Genomic DNA, 15,911 nt, shown 5'->3' on the forward strand with positions numbered 1-15,911 from the left:
CGTCGTGCAGGAGCGGTCAGCCCTGTGCGCCGTCGCGCAGGCCGTAGTGGTCGATCAGGACCGACTCCTCCTCGGGCGAGAGCTCGATGCTGCTGTTGGCGCTGGGGGCGTCGGAGATCTGCTTCTTCGTCCAGGCCAGGTGCAGGGCGTCGCCCTCGAAGCGCGAGTTCGCGAGGGGCACGTAGTGCTTCCGCGAGTTGAGCAGGCCGAGTGACACCGTCACCCACGCGGGGATGCCCGATTCCTTCTCGAGGTGCACGTCATTGACGTCACCGAGCTTCTTGCCCTTGCTGTCCCAGGCCGTTGCCGACTGGAGTTTCGTGATTTCCGCCTGAGCCATCGGGCATTTCCCTTCGTTGGACGCTGTTCGGTACTCCCTCCATTCCAGCCCAGATACGGCCTGAGGGCAATCGGGCTCCGCGCTGCCGGTCCGCTCAGGCCTTGTCGGCGGCCTCACCGAGCAGGGGCAGGAAGCGGTCGAGCGCCCACGGCAGACTCAGCGGGTTGGCTGCGGAGATGGACAGCGTCAGCGTGTCGTCACTGTCGGCCACCAGCGCCCCGCTCTCGACCGCCGGGATCTGGCCCAGCAGCGGGTCGGCGGCGATGGCCTGCTTGGTGGCGTCGTCCGCGACCCAGGTCACGAAGAGGTCGGAGTCGAGCTCGTCGGCTCGCTCGGCCGACCACGGGATGAAGAACTCCGTGGAATCCTTCGTGTTCTCGGTGATGACGTCGGCCTGGACCATGCCGAGCTCCGCCAGGAAACGCGGGCGGTTGTCGTTGGCGGTGTAGATGCTGACGCCGTCGGCGGCGGCCGGGTCGAGGCTGCCGTAGATGAAGGTCTTGCCTTCGAGCTGCGGGTACTCGGCGGCGGCGTCCGCGATGGCCTGCTCCGTGTCGGAGACGAGGCGCTCGGCGTCCGCGGACAGGCCCAGGGCCTCGCCGATGATGCGCGTGGAGTCCTGCCACGCGGTCCCGTAGGCGATCTCGGGGTAGGCGACGACCGGGGCGATCTTGCTCAGGGTGTCGTAGTCCTCCTGCGAGAGGCCCGAGTACGCGGCGAGGATCACGTCCGGATCCGTGGCCGCGATGTCGTCGAAGGCGATGCCGTCGGTCTCCGAGTACTGGGCGGGGGCGTTCTCGGAGCCGATGGCGGCGCCGAGCTCCTCGAGCCTTGCGTCCTTCCACGGGGTGGACTCGTTCTCGTTGCCGCCGTAGGTGTCGGCGGGCATCCCCACGGGCACGACGCCGAGCGCCAGCACCACATCCGCGTTCACCCAGGAGACCGTGGCCACGCGTTCGGGCTTCTCGGTGAGGGTGGTCTCGCCGAAGGCGTGCTCGATGGTGACCGGGAAGGCGCCCGCATCGGCAGGGGCTGTGGCGCCGTCGGCTGCGCCGGACCCGGTGTCGGCCGGGCCGGTAGAGCATGCGGAGAGGGACAGGACGGCAATCGCGGCAGCGGCCACGAGGCTGCGCAGGCGGGAGGGGGCCATGAGGCTCCTTGACTTCTGGGCCTCGGGAGGCCTCGGGAGGGACAGAAGTAAGGCTAGCCTAAGGTGGATGCGATTACGAAACGCTTTCGTTGCGTAATGGCTGGTCTGCGCGGGCCCGCCGCGTCTCGCGGTCGTTCGCCTTCTGCAGCGCGTCGACGAGTTCGGCCTTGGTCATGCCCGACCGGCCCGGCACGTCGAGCTTCCTGGCCAGGTCGTAGAGATGCCGTTTGGAGGCGTTCGCGTCCACACCGCCCGCCGTGCGTCCCGTGCCGGCGCCGGCAGCCTGCTCGTCCGAGGGCCCCTTCTCCTCCTTCGGTTCCCAGTGGTCGCCCACCTTCTCGAAGCCGTGCTTCAGGGAGGCGAAGGCCGTGCGGCGCGCGCGTTCGCCGTCGCCGTACTGCTCCTCCGCGGAGTCGAGGGTCGCGGCGAAGGTGTCCTGGGCCTTCTCGTCTGAACGCTGGAGCGTGCTCGGGAGCGTCTCCGTCTTGACCTTGCCGTCCTTCGTGAACCGGGACATCGCTGCATCCTTCCGGGTCGTGGCCCCGGGCTGTCGGGGGTCTGCCAGCACGCTACAGCAGCCGGACGGGGGGGTGCCGTCGTCGTCGTGCCGTCCCGCAGCCCACCACCGAGCCGCTCGCGAGGAACGACGGCGTCAGCCGAGCGTCGCGAGGTATCGCACCAGCTCGCGGGGAGCGGATTTCGGGGCTGCCGCCTCCACCGCAGCGTTGTAGTTCGTGTTGGTGTTGACGTCGTAGGTGAGGACGCGCCCGTCCGCGGTCTCGATGAACTCGATGCCGCAGACCTCCAGGCCGTTGCGCCGCGCGAAGTCCTCGAACTGTGCGATCACGGGGTGGTCGAACCCCTCGCGGAGGGTGAAGAGCTGCTGGCCCGGCTCGGGGGCGATCGTGGCTCCCGGGGGCATGATCGGCCTGCCGGTCGCCGGGTCGATGGCGCAGGCGTCGGCGGGGCAGAGCTGGAAGCCGCCGCGGGCCGTGTCCGCCTTGATCGCGTAGACGAACCGCCCACCGACGATCTCCGCGCGGGTGATGAAGGGTTCGGCGGCCTGGATGTACTCCTGCACGAGGGTGATGCCGTCCTGCGGTTCTTCGAACCCGTCCGACCCCACGTACTCGGCGAGCTCCTCGTGGGAATCGAACTTCCGCACCCCGAGGCCCTTGCCGCCCTGGTTGTGCTTGACGATGAACGGCGTCGCGAAACCCTGCGCCGCCTCGATGATGCGGTCGCGTCCGACGGCGGCGACCGTGCGCGGGGTGTCGATGCCGGCGGCCTTCAGGGCCGTCAGCTGGTCCACCTTGCTCATCTCGAGCTCGAGGACGCGGCGGCCGTTCACCGTGCGGCGCCCGTGGGCCTCGAGCCAGGAGAGGACGGACCGCGCGTAGTCCTTCGACAGGCCGTGGTCACGCGTGTGGGCGGAGGCGCTGATGCGCGACCAGAAGATGCCCTCCGGTGGCACGGCGTCGAGGTCCAGCACGCCGTCCGTGAGCAGCCACTCGACCACCTCGACGCCCTCGGCGTCGAAGGCGCGGGCGAACGGGGGGAACCACTCGGGGTTCTCGTGCAGGGCGTAGACCGTCGTCACGGGGGGCCTCCTAGGGAGTCGATGAGCCTGTCCGGGTAACCGGTGGCCCCACGCACCTATTCCGGTCCGCTCCGCGTCGAGAACATAACGTCCCGGAAACACAGCCGCAACAGCGCTGGCGAAGGATGAGGGGAGCCCGTCGTCTCAGCGGGCAGCACCGAACCAAGGAGCACCGATGACCGTCATCGCCACCCGCACCACCGCCCGCGTCCTCGACCTCGGCATGCTGCGCACCGGCACACTCCTCGAGGCCCGCCGCCGGAACGAGGTGCACTACCGCGGGTACGTCGAGGAGACCGCCCCCGGCCTCGGCGTCGTCTGGATCCGCGACGACACCACAGGCCACCGCGCCATCCTCCACCTCGACGAGTACAGCATCTGGCACGTCACGGCCTGAGCGCCCCGGTTCGCGGTGCAGCCCATCCACGGGACCTGCGCGGTGGGCATCCGCGTCTCTGCCCACCGACCGGCCCGGGCCGGTGGGCAGAGACCGCGAGCCGGCGGGGAACGCCCCGCCGGGAAGGCCTGCCCTCCTAGACTGGAGGGATGACTGCAACCCTCGTGGCGAAGGACCTGTCCGGGGGCCACGCCCACCGCACCCTCTTCTCGAAGCTCGACCTCACCGTCTCGCCCGGGGACGTCGTGGGCGTCGTGGGCGCCAACGGTGCCGGCAAGACCACGCTCCTGCGCCTCCTCGCCGGAGCGGACGCACCGCTCGCCGGTACCGTCCGCACCACCCCGGCGGACGCCTTCGTGGGCTGGCTCCCGCAGGAGCACGAGCGGGTCGAGGGGGAGACGGTGGCCGCCTACCTCGGCCGCAGGACCGGCACGACGGCGGCGACCCGCGCCATGGAGGACGCCGCCGCGGAGCTCGGCGGCGGGGCGAAGGGCGCCGATGACGCCTACGCCCTGGCGCTCGACCACTGGATGTCCTCCGGTGCCGTGGATCTCGAGGACCGCATGCCGTCCGCGCTGGCCGACGTCGCGGACGGCATCGACCCCGCATCCCTGACCACCGACCTGTCCGGCGGGCAGCTCGCACGGGTTGCCCTGGCCGCCCTGCTGCTGAGCCGCTTCGACATCGTGCTCCTCGACGAGCCGACCAACGACCTCGACCTCGCCGGCCTGGACCGTCTGGAATCCTTCATCCGGAACCTGCGCGGCGGCGTGGTCCTCGTCTCGCACGATCGCGAGTTCCTGGCGCGCTGCGTCACCACCGTCGTCGAACTGGACCTCGCCCAGAACAAGGTGGCGGTGTACGACGGCGGCTACGACGCCTTCCTCGAGGAGCGCGCCGTGGCGCGGCGGCACGCCCGGGAGGCGTACGAGGAGTTCTCCGAGAAGAAGCAGGACCTCGTGGGCCGGGCCCGGACGCAGCGCGAGTGGAGCTCGCAGGGGGTCCGCAACGCGATGAAGAAGAACCCCGACAACGACAAGATCCGGCGCAAGGCGAGCGCCGAGTCGTCCGAGAAGCAGGCGCAGAAGGTGCGGCAGATGGAGTCGCGCATCGCACGGCTGGAGGAGGTCGAGGAACCCCGCAAGGAGTGGCAGCTGCAGTTCACCATCGGCTCCGCGCCACGATCGAGCGCCGTCGTCGCGACCCTGAACAACGCCTCCGTCACGCTGGGCGGCTTCACCCTCGGGCCCGTCTCCGCCCAGGTGAACGCCGGTGAGCGCATCGGCATCACCGGTCCCAACGGAGCCGGGAAGTCCACGCTGCTGCGCCTGCTGCTCGGTCACCAGCGGCCCGACGACGGCGCGGCGGCCCTCGGCCCGAGCGTGGCCGTCGGCGAGATCGACCAGGCGCGCGGGCAGCTCGCCGACGCCCTCCCCCTCGGTACGGCGTTCGAGTCCCTGGTGCCGGAGCTCTCCCAGGGTGAGGTCCGGACCCTGCTCGCGAAGTTCGGGCTGAAGGCCGACCAGGTCCGTGCCGCCGTCGGGTCCCTCTCCCCCGGCGAGCGGACCCGCGCCGGGCTCGCCCTGCTGCAGGCCCGGGGCGTGAACCTCCTCGTCCTGGACGAGCCGACGAACCACCTCGACCTGCCGGCGATCGAGCAGCTGGAGGACGCCCTCGAGTCCTACACGGGCGCGCTCCTGCTGGTCACGCACGACCGTCGGCTGCTGGAGAACGTGCGCCTCGACGAGCGCTGGCAGGTGGAGGCCGGCAGGGTCACGGTCGGCTGAGCACCGGCATGCTACAGGCGCCGGACCCCTTCCACGCCCCTGGATGCAGACCTCCCCCGCCACGCATCCGTGACAGCATGGAACGTGGAGCGCGCGATGCCGCTTCCCGGACGAGAGGCGCCGTACCCGGTGTGCGACAAGACGGCCCAGAGAGAGTCATGGCCTGGATCGTCCTCGTAATCTCCGGAGTCCTCGAAGCCGTGTGGGCGACGGCCCTCGGCAAGTCGGAGGGCTTCAGCCGGCTGGCCCCGACCGTCGTGTTCGTCGTCGCCATCGTCGCGAGCATGGCCGGCCTCGCCTACGCGATGCGGACCCTGCCGATCGGCACCGCGTACGCGGTCTGGGTGGGCATCGGCGCAGCGCTGACCGTCGTGTACGCGATGGTGACCGGCACGGAACCGGCGTCGCTCCTCAAGATCGTGTTCCTGCTGATGATCGTCGGTGGCGTCGTCGGGCTGAAGCTCACGCACTGACCTCCTTGCGTTAAAACTGAGCCTGGACCCACGGTTCAGTTGACGTTGGCCCGGCAGGATCGGAGGAGGCTCCGTCGGAGCCACGACGAGGGGCTGAGCATGACGCAGAACAACGAGACGTTGATGGCCATGGAGTTCGCCGGGCTTTCCGCCTACGAGACGTGGATGCACCACTGCAACATGGGCGGCGCCGTCGACTACCTCGAGTTCGACGCGTACCTCCACGGGCTCCTCACCCTCGACGCCGAGGACGCCGACCTGGTCTCCCAGGCCGTCAACGAACTGATCGACGACGTCCTCCCGGCCGAGGAGTCCCGCTTCAACCGGGCCCCCTACTCGTGGAGCCGCTCCCCGGGCCCGGTCGGCGCCGCACCGTGCGACCTCGGAATGCCCGACGGCGGGGTGGCCGACGACGCGCCGGTCCGCGTCCCGGTCGACGACCTCGTGGGCCCGCACTCCGCACATACCTTCGGCTCCAGTTCACTGGCCGGGCTCGACGTCGACGGACTCACCGGGCGCCCCGGCGTGCCCCTGCCGCCCGGCGCTCCGCTGGAACTGCTCGGCGACGTCCTGGACAGCGGTGTCATCGGCCGCATCGTCGCGGGCGAGCGGGCCTGAAGATCCGGCGCCCTACCCGCGCGGCTCCCGCTCGAGCGCGGCGTCGTGCTCGACGTGCGCCGTGCGGATCAGCTCCATGAACTCGGTCTCGTTCCGGATGAGGCGCTTGAACCTCTCGGGCAGCTTCTTCAGGCCCTCCTCCTCCGCGCACAACCTGGCGAAGATCTTCTCGCGTTCCGCCATGTCGGTCTCGTAGTTGAGGTCCAGGTATTCGGTCGCGTGCCGCTTGGCGCCGGAGATGGCGTTCTTCGCCCGCCCCTTGGGGCTCAGGACCGAGGCCAGGACGGTCACGGTAAGCACTCCGAGGATCACGCCCAGGGAGAGTCCGGTACTGATCTCGACCACCTCGACGTGCTCACCGCCGTTGATGAACGGCAGGGTGTTCTCGTGCAGGGCGTGGAGGATGAGCTTCACGCCGATGAACCCGAGGATCACGGCGAGGCCGTAGGAGAGGTAGATCAGGCGGTCCAGCAGTTCGTCGATCAGGAAGAACAGCTGCCGGAGGCCCATGAGCGAGAACGCCGTGGCGGTGAACACGATGAACGTGTTCTGGGTCAGCCCGAAGATCGCCGGGATGGAGTCGAGGGCGAAGAGGATGTCCGTGCCGCCGATCGCGATCATGACCAGCAGCATCGGGGTGAGGACGCGCTTGCCGTCCACGATCGTGAACAGCTTGTCGCCGTCGTAATGCTCGGACGCCGGGAGGAAGCGCTTCGCGAGCCGGATGACGAGGCTGTCGCCGTCGTCGTCGTGGGCGTCCGGTGTCAGCAGGTTGCCCGCGGTGAGCAGGAGGATCAGGCCGAAGACGTAGAACACCCAGGCGAAGCTGTTGATCAGCGCGGCACCCAGGAAGATGAATCCGGTGCGGGCGATCAGCGCGAAGACGATCCCGAAGAGCAGCACCTTCTGCTGGTCGGCGCGGGGCACCTTGAAGCTCGCCATGATGATGAGGAAGACGAACAGGTTGTCCACGGACAGTGCCTTCTCCGTGACGTAGCCGGCGAAGTACTCGGTGCCCATGGTGGGGCCGCCGAAGACGAGCACACCGACGCCGAACAGCAGTGCGATGCCCACATAGATCGAGGACCAGACCGCCGATTCGCGCAGCGTCGGGGAGTGCGCCTTGCGCACGTGGAAGAAGAAGTCGAACAGCAGCAGACCGACGATACCGATGATGGTGCCGATCCAGACGTAGAACGGTACTTCCATGCCGCACATCTCCCGCCGTCGTTGGTGATGGTCCTGCCTGTTCCGCCAACGGTACGGGCACGACCCTAGACTGGCTCCGTCCGTACCTTTATGACGAGGGATGCCATGAGCCCGATGATGCGCGCCGCGGTGCTTCGCGCCGCCGAACTGCCCGCCCCCTACGGGGACAGCGCCCCGCTCTCCCTGGAGACGGTCGCCGTCCCGGAGCCGCGCCGGGGTGAGGTGCTCGTGCGGATCGCCCGGGCGAGCCTGTGCCACTCGGACCTGTCGGTCATCGACGGGTCCCGCATCCGGCCCCTGCCCATGGCGCTCGGCCACGAGGCGACCGGCGTCGTCGAGGACGTCGGCGAGGGCGTCGACGACGTCCGGGCCGGCGACCATGTGGTGCTCGTCTTCGTCCCCGCCTGCGGACAGTGCCGTGCCTGCTCGGCCGGCCGGCCGGCGCTCTGCTACCGGGGCGCGGAGTCCAACGGCAGCGGCGACCTGCTGCACGGGCCCGCCCTGCTGCGCGACGCCGACGGCGGGCGCATCAACCACCACCTCGGCGTCTCCGCGTTCGCGGAGTACGCCGTCGTCGCCCGCGAATCGGTCGTCGTGATCGACGACGACGTCCCGTTCGACATCGCCGCGATGTTCGGCTGTGCGGCCCTCACAGGGATCGGCGCCGTCCTCAACACGGCCGCGGTGCAGGAGGGGCAGTCGGTCGTCGTCTTCGGCCTCGGCGCGGTGGGCCTCATGGCGGTGATGGCAGCGGCCCAGATCCCCGGCACCACCGTGATCGCCATCGACCCGCTCGCGTCCAAGCAGGACCTCGGCCTGCGCTGCGGCGCGCAGCATACGGGCGCGCCCGACGACGCCGCCGACCTGGTGCGGCGTGTCACGGACGGCGGGGCGGACGTCGTGATCGAGGCGGTGGGCAGCGCCCGCGTGATGCAGGCGGGCCTTCAGCTGCTCGCGCGGGGCGGCGCCCTCGTCTCCGTGGGTCTGCCTCATCCCGATCAGGAGCTCTCGACGCAGGCCCTGCAGTTCGCCGGGCTGGGGAGACGCCTGCTCGGCTCCTACATGGGGGACGCCGTCCCGGAGCGGGACATCCCCGCCTTCCTCGAGCTGTGGCGGCAGGGGCGGCTGCCGGTCGAGCTGCTCCACACGGACACCCGGCCCCTGGAGGACCTCAATGAGAGCCTCGACGCACTGGCGCAGGGCCGCGTGGTACGGCGGATCTTCACTCTCGGCTAGTACCGATACCGGGCGCCGCACGCTGCGAAGCATGCTTACCATGTGGTCGGCACGTCTATCCAAAGGAGAACGACCATGCAGCAACGCACGCTCGGCGGTACCCCGGTCAGCGCCCTCGGTCTGGGCGGCATGCCCATGTCCATCGAGGGACGTCCCGACGAGGACCGTTCCATCCGCACCATCCACGCCGCGCTCGACGCCGGGGTCACCCTGATCGACACCGCGGACGCCTACCATCGCGACGCGGACGAGGTGGGCCACAACGAGCTGCTGATCGCGAAGGCGCTGGCCCACTACGGCGCGGACAGTTCGCGTGTCCTCGTCGCCACCAAGGGCGGGCACCTCCGGCCGGGTGACGGGTCCTGGACGCTGAACGGGCGTCCGGAGTACCTGAAGGAGGCGGCGAAGGCCTCGGTCAAGCGGCTCGGCGTCGACGCGATCGGCCTCTACCAGTTCCACCGGCCCGACCCCGAGGTCCCCTACGAGGACTCCGTGGGTGCCCTCAAGGACCTCCTCGACGAGGGCGTCATCCGCATGGCCGGGATCTCCAACGCCACCGTGCACCAGATCCGGAAGGCGAACGAGATCCTCGGCGGCGCCCTGGCCTCGGTACAAAACCAGTTCTCCCCGGCCTTCCGGTCGAGCGAGGACGAGCTCCGGTACTGCGGCGACAACGGGATCGCGTTCCTGCCGTGGAGCCCGCTGGGCGGCATCAAGAAGGCCGGCGGACTCGGCGAGCAGTTCACACCCTTCCAGGAGATCGCGGACACGCACGGCGTCAGCCCGCAGCAGGTGTGCCTGGCGTGGGAACTGGCCCTCGCGCCGACGGTCATCCCGATCCCCGGCGCCTCCCGACCGGAGAGCATCCAGGACTCGGCCCGCGCGGTGGAGCTCGAGCTGTCGGCCGACGAGATCGCGACGCTCTCGCACACCGACTAGCCGCCCCGTGCGGCGCCGGTAAGGACGCCCGACCGTCGACGCAGGAACGCCCGCACTCCCTCAGGGGATGCGGGCGTTCCTGCGTGAGGCGTCAGGCAGGCAGTTCCATCGCGACGGCTCGGATGGGAGCGCCGTCCGTCCCGGCCAGGGCCAGCGGGAGCACCGACACCAGCGGGCGGTCCCACGTGACCTGCGCCAGGTTCGCGAGGTTCTCCACGATCACGCCGTCCGCCCCGAGGAAGACGGAGTGGAACGGCAGCTCGTCCCCGTTGTCGAGGGTCGCGTCGGGGTTGAGGGTGTCGACGCCGACCACGGTGATGCCGGCTTCCAGCAGCCGGTGCGCCACCTCGGCCGCGAGGACCGGGTGTTCGAGGTAGCGCTCGGATCCGAAGTGCTCCGACCAGTCCGTGCGGAACAGCACCATGGCGACGCCGTCGAGGTCCTGGAGCTGGTCCGCGACGGACGACCACGTGATCGTGCCGCGGGCGGCGAGGCCCGTGCACTGCACGATCCTCGCGGGCCCCACGAGCCGGTCGAGGTCGATGGCGTCCACGGCCCGGCCACCGGGGATCGAGTGGAGGGGCGCGTCGAGGTGGGTCCCCGTGTGGGAGCCCGCGTGCAGCGAGGCCACCTGGTAGCCGTCCTCGACGACGGTTGCCACCGTGGTCAGCGTGACCTCGGGGTCCCCGGGATAGACCTGCATCCCGGTGTGGACCGGCTGGGACAGGTCAACGATCCGCACGGGCGCGGCTCTCCTCCGGCAGGTCGAGGAGGTGGGTGTGCGGGCGCCGCGTCCGCTCGATCCGCCCGGTGCCCGCAGCCCAGGCCAGGTACAGCAGGGCCGAGAGCACGAAGGTGGGGATGGTAGCGCCGATCGGGCTCGGGACACGGTAGGTCAGGACGAGGGAGGCGCCCGCCCCGATCAGCCACACCAGCACGGCGGCGATGTTGACCCCGCCGCGGTACCAGTACTCCCCGCCGCGGGCGCGCAGGATATCGCGTCCGTAGCGGCGCGACTTCACCACGTAGTAGTCGACGAGCATGACGGCGAACACCGGGATGAACAGCGCGCCGATCAGCACGAGGAAGGCGGTGAACTGGTCGAGGAGGGCCAGCCAGGTGGAGCCGAGGATCGAGATCACGCCGAGGACGATCGCCGTCGGCAGGAAGGTGACGCGGCGCGACGGCGCCATGTTCACCACGGAGGCGACCATCCCGTAGACCACCATCGTGTTCGTTGCCATGACGGACAGGAAGATCACGACGGCCAGGGGCGCGCCGAACGCCGCGACGATCACGGTGGGGTCGAAGGGCACGGCCTCACCGCCGTCGAGCACCACGTAGCCGATGGCCGTGGCGCCGAGGGTCATGGCGAGGACCGTGGACAGCACGTAGCCCACGCCGGAACCGATGATGCCGGCCGACTGCGTCCGGGCGAGGCGGTTGAACTCGGCGGAGAGGACGGTCCAGGAGATCGCGGTCGCGATGACCACGTCGAGGGTCGCGACGGGCGTCCACCCGGCGGCGGCGTCCTGCGGGATCGACGCGAACTCGGCGGGACTGTGGGCGAGGAACGCCGTGATGAAGATGTAGGCCATGAACGCGAGGATCACGAGGGCCAGCCACGGCTCCACGCGGGCGATGCCCGAGTGGCCGAAGATGGCGAGGCAGACCACGAGCAGCTGGCAGAGGACGGAGAACAGGACCGGGCTGGAGAACCCGGTGGCCTGCTCGACGAGGAAGTTGACCGTGACCCCGGCGAGCATCGCCTGGACCCAGCTCCAGCCCATCAGGATGATCACGTTCGCGGCGACCGGGAGGAAGGATCCGCGGAGCCCGAAGGACCCCTTGGTGAGGGACATCGTGGGCAGGCCGGTGCGCGTGCCCATGTTCCCGACCAGCACCAGCACCGAACCGCCGATCAGCGTCCCGAGGACGATCATCCCGACCGCGAGGCCCCAGCTGATGCCCGGGACGAAGAGCGTCCCGGTGAGCAGTGTCGTCACGACCAGGTTGGCGGCGAGCCAGATCATGCCCATGCGCGCGGTCCCGAGCGTGCCGCGGAGGGGACCGTAGCCGTCGGAGTTCTTGTCGAGGTGGTCGGACAGGCGGCGGTACGCCGAGGTCCGGGTGGCCTGCGTCATGCGGCACTCTCTTCCGTGGAGTCGTCGGCGGCGGGGCTCAGGTGTTCGTGGACGGCGTCGATCGAGGCCCCTGCGCGGCGGAAGACGATCGTCTCCCGCTCGCTGGTCGTCTCGCTCGTGCCACCGACCGCGGTGGTCGTCCGGACATGGTGGCTGAAGACGGCGGTCGTCCCGAACACCTGCACGCGCGGATCGCTGCTGATGCAGTCCGTCACGCGCCAGCCGTCGGCCATCCATCCGGCCCACAGCTCCTCGTACGCGGCGCGGTCCTCGAGCCGGCGGGGTTCCGAGTGGAACACGAAGGAGGCGTCCGGGGCGAAGCACCGGAAATAGGCGTCGGTGTCGGTCGCCCGGAAGGCGACGACGAGGGCGTCGGCTGCCGCGAGGACCTCGGCCTCCGTGAGGGACCCATCGGGCGGATTCAAGTCAGGCATGTGCGCTCTCATCTCGTGAAGTTGTCCCCCAGTGAACTTTTGTTGTCAAGCGATCTTGGGTGACGTGGACCGCATTGTCAACGCACGCCCACGGGACGGGCAGGGCGGCGTCCGGCGGGAAGGGGCGCGTTGCTAGGGTTGGGCGCATGTCCTCCTCCCCCGTCGCCCTCATCACGGGTGCTTCCCGCGGCATCGGCCGCGCCATCGCCGACGAGCTCGGCTCCACGCACCACCTGCTGCTCGGCGGACGCGATCTGACCGCGCTGGCGGAGCTGTCGTCGTCGTTCCCCTCGGCCGAGCCGTTCGCAGCGGAACTGCGCGATTCCGGCCAGGTGGCCGCGGCGGTTGCCGGCATCCCGCGGCTCGACGTCCTCATCCACTCCGCGGGGGTCCTGCGGATGGGCGCGGTGGCGGACCTGTCCGACGACGCCTGGCGGGAGAGCTTCGAGGTCAACGTGTTCGCCGTCGCCGGCCTCACCCGTGCCCTGCTGCCGGCGCTGCGCACCGCCGGCGGCCAGGTCATCGCCATCAACAGCGGTTCCGGCTACAGTTCCGGCGCAGGCTCCGCGGTGTACAGCGGGACGAAATTCGCGCTGCGCGCGCTCACCGACGCCCTGCGCGAGGAGGAACGTCCGCACGGGGTCCGGGTCAGCTCCATCCACCCCGGCCGGGTGGCCACGGACATGCAGGTGGAGCTGCATGCCTGGGAGGGCAGGGACTACCGTCCCGAGGCGTGGATCCAGCCCGACCAGGTGGCCCGGGCCGTGCGCCTCGCCGTGGATGCGACGCGTGAATCGACGATCGAGACGCTCAGTATCCGGCCCTCGGGCATCGCGCTGTCCTGACGGCACCGCAGCAGCCTGACGCCGTGGGAGGTCCTGACGGCGTGCCTCTGCGGTACCGGACGGGGAGCGCGCACGTCAGCTGATGCAGAGGCAGAACGGGTGCCCGGCCGGATCCAGGAACACGCGGAACGTGGTGCCGGGCTGGTGTTCGTGCTTGACGGCGCCGAGGGCGATCACGGCGGCTTCGGCCTCGTCGAGGTCGTCCACCACCACGTCCAGATGCGCCTGCTGGGGCCGCTCGGAGGACGGCCACTCCGGGGCGGTGTAGTGCTCCACCTTCTGGAAGCACAGGCTCTGCCCGTGGTCGGCCCTGATCTCTGCCCAGTCGTCCTTCATATCGCTGGTCCAGCCCAGCATCTCGCCGTAGAAGGCCGCGAGCGCGGCGGGGTCGGGGCAGTCGAGGACAGTGGTGGGGAAACGTGCGATGGCCATGCGCCGACGCTACCGCTGCATGGGGACGGATGGTGTCCGCATCGACCGCAGGACGTGGGGCCCGGGATCAGCCGGCGTGGACGACACGGGGCTTCCCGAACTGCGTCTGCACTCCCGGCGAGAACAGGACGGACTCGGGCGGACCCTCGACGAGGAGTCCCGCCGCGCCCAGCAGTCCGTCGTCGAGTTCCGTCAGGGTGGCCGGGTGGAGCGGCCACGGCGTGTGGGTGTTGGGGATGTAGAGGGTCCGTCCGGCGAGCACGCTGTGCAGGCCAAAGCGTGCGGTGAGGTCCAGGGACAGCGCATCCGCCGCCGTCCTCCCCGTGTCCGGTCGCACCGCGAAGCGGGAGTCCGCCTGCCGCCTGTACCGGACGACGTCGTACCCGTACTCCTGGCGCGCACCCTCCCCGCGCGTGATCGGCGTGCACTTCGACCACACGTACGGGATGCCGCCCGCACGGGCCGCGAGGACGACGGCCAGGCGGGATGCGTCCAGCGTCACGAAGACGACGCCGCGGGTGCCGTCGGGGCCGCGCGAGTACAGCCTCACGTTGATCTCGGTGAAGGAACCGAAGTAGGGGACGGGCAGGCCGCGGCCCAGTCCGGCGCCGACCATCCGGAAGCCGATCAGACCCACCCAGGAGGAGCCGTCGACCTCGTCCGGCACGACGCCGGGCGGCATGAAGCCTGCCACGGCAGCGGCGTCGATCCGCCAGTGCAGGAAGACGGCGTCCGCCCAGTACTGGTCCATGATCACGGGGCGGGGCAGCTCCGGGGCGAGATGCCGGCCCAGGTCCTGGTGATGATCGGTGGTCATGACAGCGGCTCCCACAGTCCTCGGGTCGGTCGGCGAAGCGGTACCGGTCGGGCAGCACCGCCGTGAAGTCGGAGCGGACGGCCGGGTCCCCGACCACGGTCCGGTCCACGACCGAGCCCACCTCGGGCTCGGACGTGTTCCACTCGAACCAGTTGACCACGGCGAGCCGCGGAAAGTGCTCGTGGGTCGGCAGATCGAAGACCTGCTGCCACCACGCACGCGTGATGTTCACGGTCCGGTGACCGCCTCGATCCCCTCCCGGGGCTCCGGCGTCAGCAGGAGCACGAGCGCTGTCAGGAGGCGCGCTGGGTTCGGGACCACGGCCACGATCCACCGTCGCCCGGGCCGTGTCCCCTGCGAGCGCCGAGGTCAGAAGGCGTAGCGGATCCGGCAGTACGGCAACCGCTCGGCGGCCAGGCGGAGGAACTCGTCGAGGTAGCCGCGCTTGTCGTAGGCGACGTAGCGCACGTTGGTGAAGCCGTTCTGGGACTGCTTGGTCTCCTGGAGGTCGGGCCGCCACAGGATCTCCTCGGCCTGCGGGTGCCATCCGAGGTTGACCTCGTGCAGTTGCTGGTTGTGTGTCAGGAAGATGACCTCGGCGGCGAGCTGCTTCCTGGCGGCAGGTGACAGGGCGGCGTCGAGCTGGTCGAACAGTTCCCGCCAGTCCTCCTGCCAACCGGGCGTGATGATCACCGGGGAGAAATTGACGTGCACCTCGTAGCCCGCCTCGACGAAGTCGTTGATGGCGGCGATCCGCTCCGCGACCGGCGTGGTCCGCACGTCCACCATGCGGGCGAGCTTCCCGGGCATCAGGGAGAAGCGGATGCGGGTACGTTGCTGGGGATCCCAGGCCAGCAGGTCCCGGTTCACGAACTTGCTGGCGAAGGAGAGCTTGGCGGTCGGCAGGTCCCGGTACAGCTCCACGAGGTCCCGGACGTTGTCGCTGACGAGCGCGTCCACGGAGCAGTCACTGTTCTCCCCGATGTCGTACACCCAGGCGTGCTCGTCGCACTGGTTGGGCTCGAGCTTCATGCCCTGACGGGCCACGTGCCGTTCGAGGTAGCCGCTGATCTGGTCGATGTTGGCGAAGACGGTGATGGGGTTGCTGTAGCCCTTGTGGCGTGGGACGTAGCAGTAGGCGCACGCCATGGCGCAGCCGTTCGCCGTGGACGGCGCGATGAAGTCCGCCGATCTCCCGTTGGGCTTCGCGGTGAGAGACTTCTTCACGCCGATGATCAGGGCCTCGGTCTTGATGCGCACCCATCGGCGCACATTCGCCTCGTCCCCGCTCAACTCCGGGATGCGCCAGTGGCTCGCCACCTCGACGACGTCCGCGTCCGGCCAGCGCGCCAGGATCTCCTGGCCCCGGGGCAGTACGGCCGCAGCCGGTTCCACATAGATGCGACTGATCTGGAGGAGCTTGTCGGCCTGGAGCATGCGACCCTTCGAGGTGTCCGTTGTTGCCCTGACGGTACCGCCCGCCACCGACA

At 69.9% G+C, this 15,911-nt stretch carries 18 protein-coding genes and 1 riboswitch; of the genes, 7 read left to right on the forward strand and 11 right to left on the reverse strand.

Going from position 1 to position 15,911, the window contains the following annotated elements; genetic code table 11:
• Positions 1-16 precede the first annotated feature (16 nt).
• The 4 genes from ACX80P_RS10475 to ACX80P_RS10490 all read right to left on the reverse strand — a co-directional run bounded on the left by ACX80P_RS10475 (position 17) and on the right by ACX80P_RS10490 (position 3,090).
• On the reverse strand, positions 17-340 hold the full coding sequence (locus ACX80P_RS10475; protein WP_459278007.1) for a PRC-barrel domain-containing protein: 324 nt from the start codon (positions 338-340) through the stop codon (positions 17-19).
• 94 nt (positions 341-434) lie between these two features.
• On the reverse strand, positions 435-1,490 hold the full coding sequence (locus ACX80P_RS10480; RefSeq protein WP_459278008.1) for an iron-siderophore ABC transporter substrate-binding protein: 1,056 nt from the start codon (positions 1,488-1,490) through the stop codon (positions 435-437).
• Positions 1,491-1,563: 73 nt separating this feature from the next.
• On the reverse strand, positions 1,564-2,007 hold the full coding sequence (locus ACX80P_RS10485) for a ChaB family protein (RefSeq protein WP_459278009.1): 444 nt from the start codon (positions 2,005-2,007) through the stop codon (positions 1,564-1,566).
• A 135-nt stretch (positions 2,008-2,142) separates the two neighbouring features.
• Entirely contained in the window at positions 2,143-3,090 is a 948-nt protein-coding gene (locus tag ACX80P_RS10490; protein ID WP_459278010.1) for an ATP-grasp domain-containing protein, read from the reverse strand.
• A 175-nt stretch (positions 3,091-3,265) separates the two neighbouring features.
• Here ACX80P_RS10490 and ACX80P_RS10495 point away from each other — a divergent pair, with 175 nt between their 5' ends.
• From ACX80P_RS10495 to ACX80P_RS10510, 4 genes are all read left to right on the forward strand, one after another.
• Positions 3,266-3,487, forward strand: a complete 222-nt coding sequence (locus ACX80P_RS10495) for a hypothetical protein (RefSeq protein ID WP_459278011.1) — start codon at positions 3,266-3,268, stop codon at positions 3,485-3,487.
• 149 nt (positions 3,488-3,636) lie between these two features.
• Positions 3,637-5,274, forward strand: coding sequence for an ABC-F family ATP-binding cassette domain-containing protein (locus tag ACX80P_RS10500; protein WP_459278012.1), 1,638 nt, complete (start codon positions 3,637-3,639; stop codon positions 5,272-5,274).
• Between the two features lie 86 nt (positions 5,275-5,360).
• A riboswitch (guanidine-III (ykkC-III) riboswitch) is annotated at positions 5,361-5,425 on the forward strand.
• Positions 5,426-5,432: 7 nt separating this feature from the next.
• Positions 5,433-5,747 (forward strand): DMT family transporter, encoded by a 315-nt coding sequence (locus tag ACX80P_RS10505; protein WP_459278013.1) that lies wholly within the window; start codon positions 5,433-5,435, stop codon positions 5,745-5,747.
• Positions 5,748-5,846: 99 nt separating this feature from the next.
• Positions 5,847-6,365 (forward strand): hypothetical protein, encoded by a 519-nt coding sequence (locus tag ACX80P_RS10510; protein ID WP_459278014.1) that lies wholly within the window; start codon positions 5,847-5,849, stop codon positions 6,363-6,365.
• Between the two features lie 12 nt (positions 6,366-6,377).
• Here the strand turns inward: ACX80P_RS10510 and ACX80P_RS10515 are convergent, their stop codons facing one another.
• On the reverse strand, positions 6,378-7,574 hold the full coding sequence (locus tag ACX80P_RS10515; protein WP_459278015.1) for a TerC family protein: 1,197 nt from the start codon (positions 7,572-7,574) through the stop codon (positions 6,378-6,380).
• Between the two features lie 117 nt (positions 7,575-7,691).
• Between ACX80P_RS10515 and ACX80P_RS10520 the strand changes: the two genes are divergently transcribed.
• Entirely contained in the window at positions 7,692-8,810 is a 1,119-nt protein-coding gene (locus ACX80P_RS10520; protein WP_459278203.1) for an alcohol dehydrogenase catalytic domain-containing protein, read from the forward strand.
• Between the two features lie 75 nt (positions 8,811-8,885).
• On the forward strand, positions 8,886-9,749 hold the full coding sequence (locus tag ACX80P_RS10525; RefSeq protein ID WP_459278016.1) for an aldo/keto reductase: 864 nt from the start codon (positions 8,886-8,888) through the stop codon (positions 9,747-9,749).
• A 91-nt stretch (positions 9,750-9,840) separates the two neighbouring features.
• On the opposite strand, the gene ACX80P_RS10530 is transcribed toward ACX80P_RS10525, so the two are convergent.
• The 3 genes from ACX80P_RS10530 to ACX80P_RS10540 are packed head-to-tail and all read right to left on the reverse strand — an operon-like array spanning position 9,841 to position 12,327.
• Positions 9,841-10,491, reverse strand: a complete 651-nt coding sequence (locus ACX80P_RS10530) for a cyclase family protein (protein WP_459278017.1) — start codon at positions 10,489-10,491, stop codon at positions 9,841-9,843.
• The gene (locus tag ACX80P_RS10535; protein ID WP_459278018.1) at positions 10,478-11,893 is read right to left on the reverse strand and encodes a purine-cytosine permease family protein; all 1,416 of its coding nucleotides are present in this window, start codon (positions 11,891-11,893) and stop codon (positions 10,478-10,480) included. The genes ACX80P_RS10530 and ACX80P_RS10535 overlap by 14 nt, the downstream gene beginning before the upstream one ends.
• Positions 11,890-12,327, reverse strand: coding sequence for a nuclear transport factor 2 family protein (locus ACX80P_RS10540; protein WP_459278019.1), 438 nt, complete (start codon positions 12,325-12,327; stop codon positions 11,890-11,892). The genes ACX80P_RS10535 and ACX80P_RS10540 overlap by 4 nt, the downstream gene beginning before the upstream one ends.
• Positions 12,328-12,473: 146 nt before the next feature.
• Here ACX80P_RS10540 and ACX80P_RS10545 point away from each other — a divergent pair, with 146 nt between their 5' ends.
• On the forward strand, positions 12,474-13,172 hold the full coding sequence (locus ACX80P_RS10545) for an SDR family oxidoreductase (RefSeq protein WP_459278020.1): 699 nt from the start codon (positions 12,474-12,476) through the stop codon (positions 13,170-13,172).
• A 75-nt stretch (positions 13,173-13,247) separates the two neighbouring features.
• Here ACX80P_RS10545 and ACX80P_RS10550 read toward each other — a convergent pair whose 3' ends face one another.
• From ACX80P_RS10550 to ACX80P_RS10560, 3 genes are all read right to left on the reverse strand, one after another.
• Positions 13,248-13,604, reverse strand: coding sequence for a VOC family protein (locus tag ACX80P_RS10550; RefSeq protein ID WP_459278021.1), 357 nt, complete (start codon positions 13,602-13,604; stop codon positions 13,248-13,250).
• Between the two features lie 67 nt (positions 13,605-13,671).
• On the reverse strand, positions 13,672-14,421 hold the full coding sequence (locus ACX80P_RS10555; protein WP_459278022.1) for a YqjF family protein: 750 nt from the start codon (positions 14,419-14,421) through the stop codon (positions 13,672-13,674).
• A gap of 369 nt (positions 14,422-14,790) precedes the next feature.
• A complete protein-coding gene (locus ACX80P_RS10560; RefSeq protein WP_459278023.1) occupies positions 14,791-15,858 on the reverse strand; it encodes a spore photoproduct lyase family protein in 1,068 nt (355 codons plus the stop codon).
• Positions 15,859-15,911: the final 53 nt, after the last annotated feature.

Source organism: Arthrobacter arabinosi, from assembly GCF_054511115.1.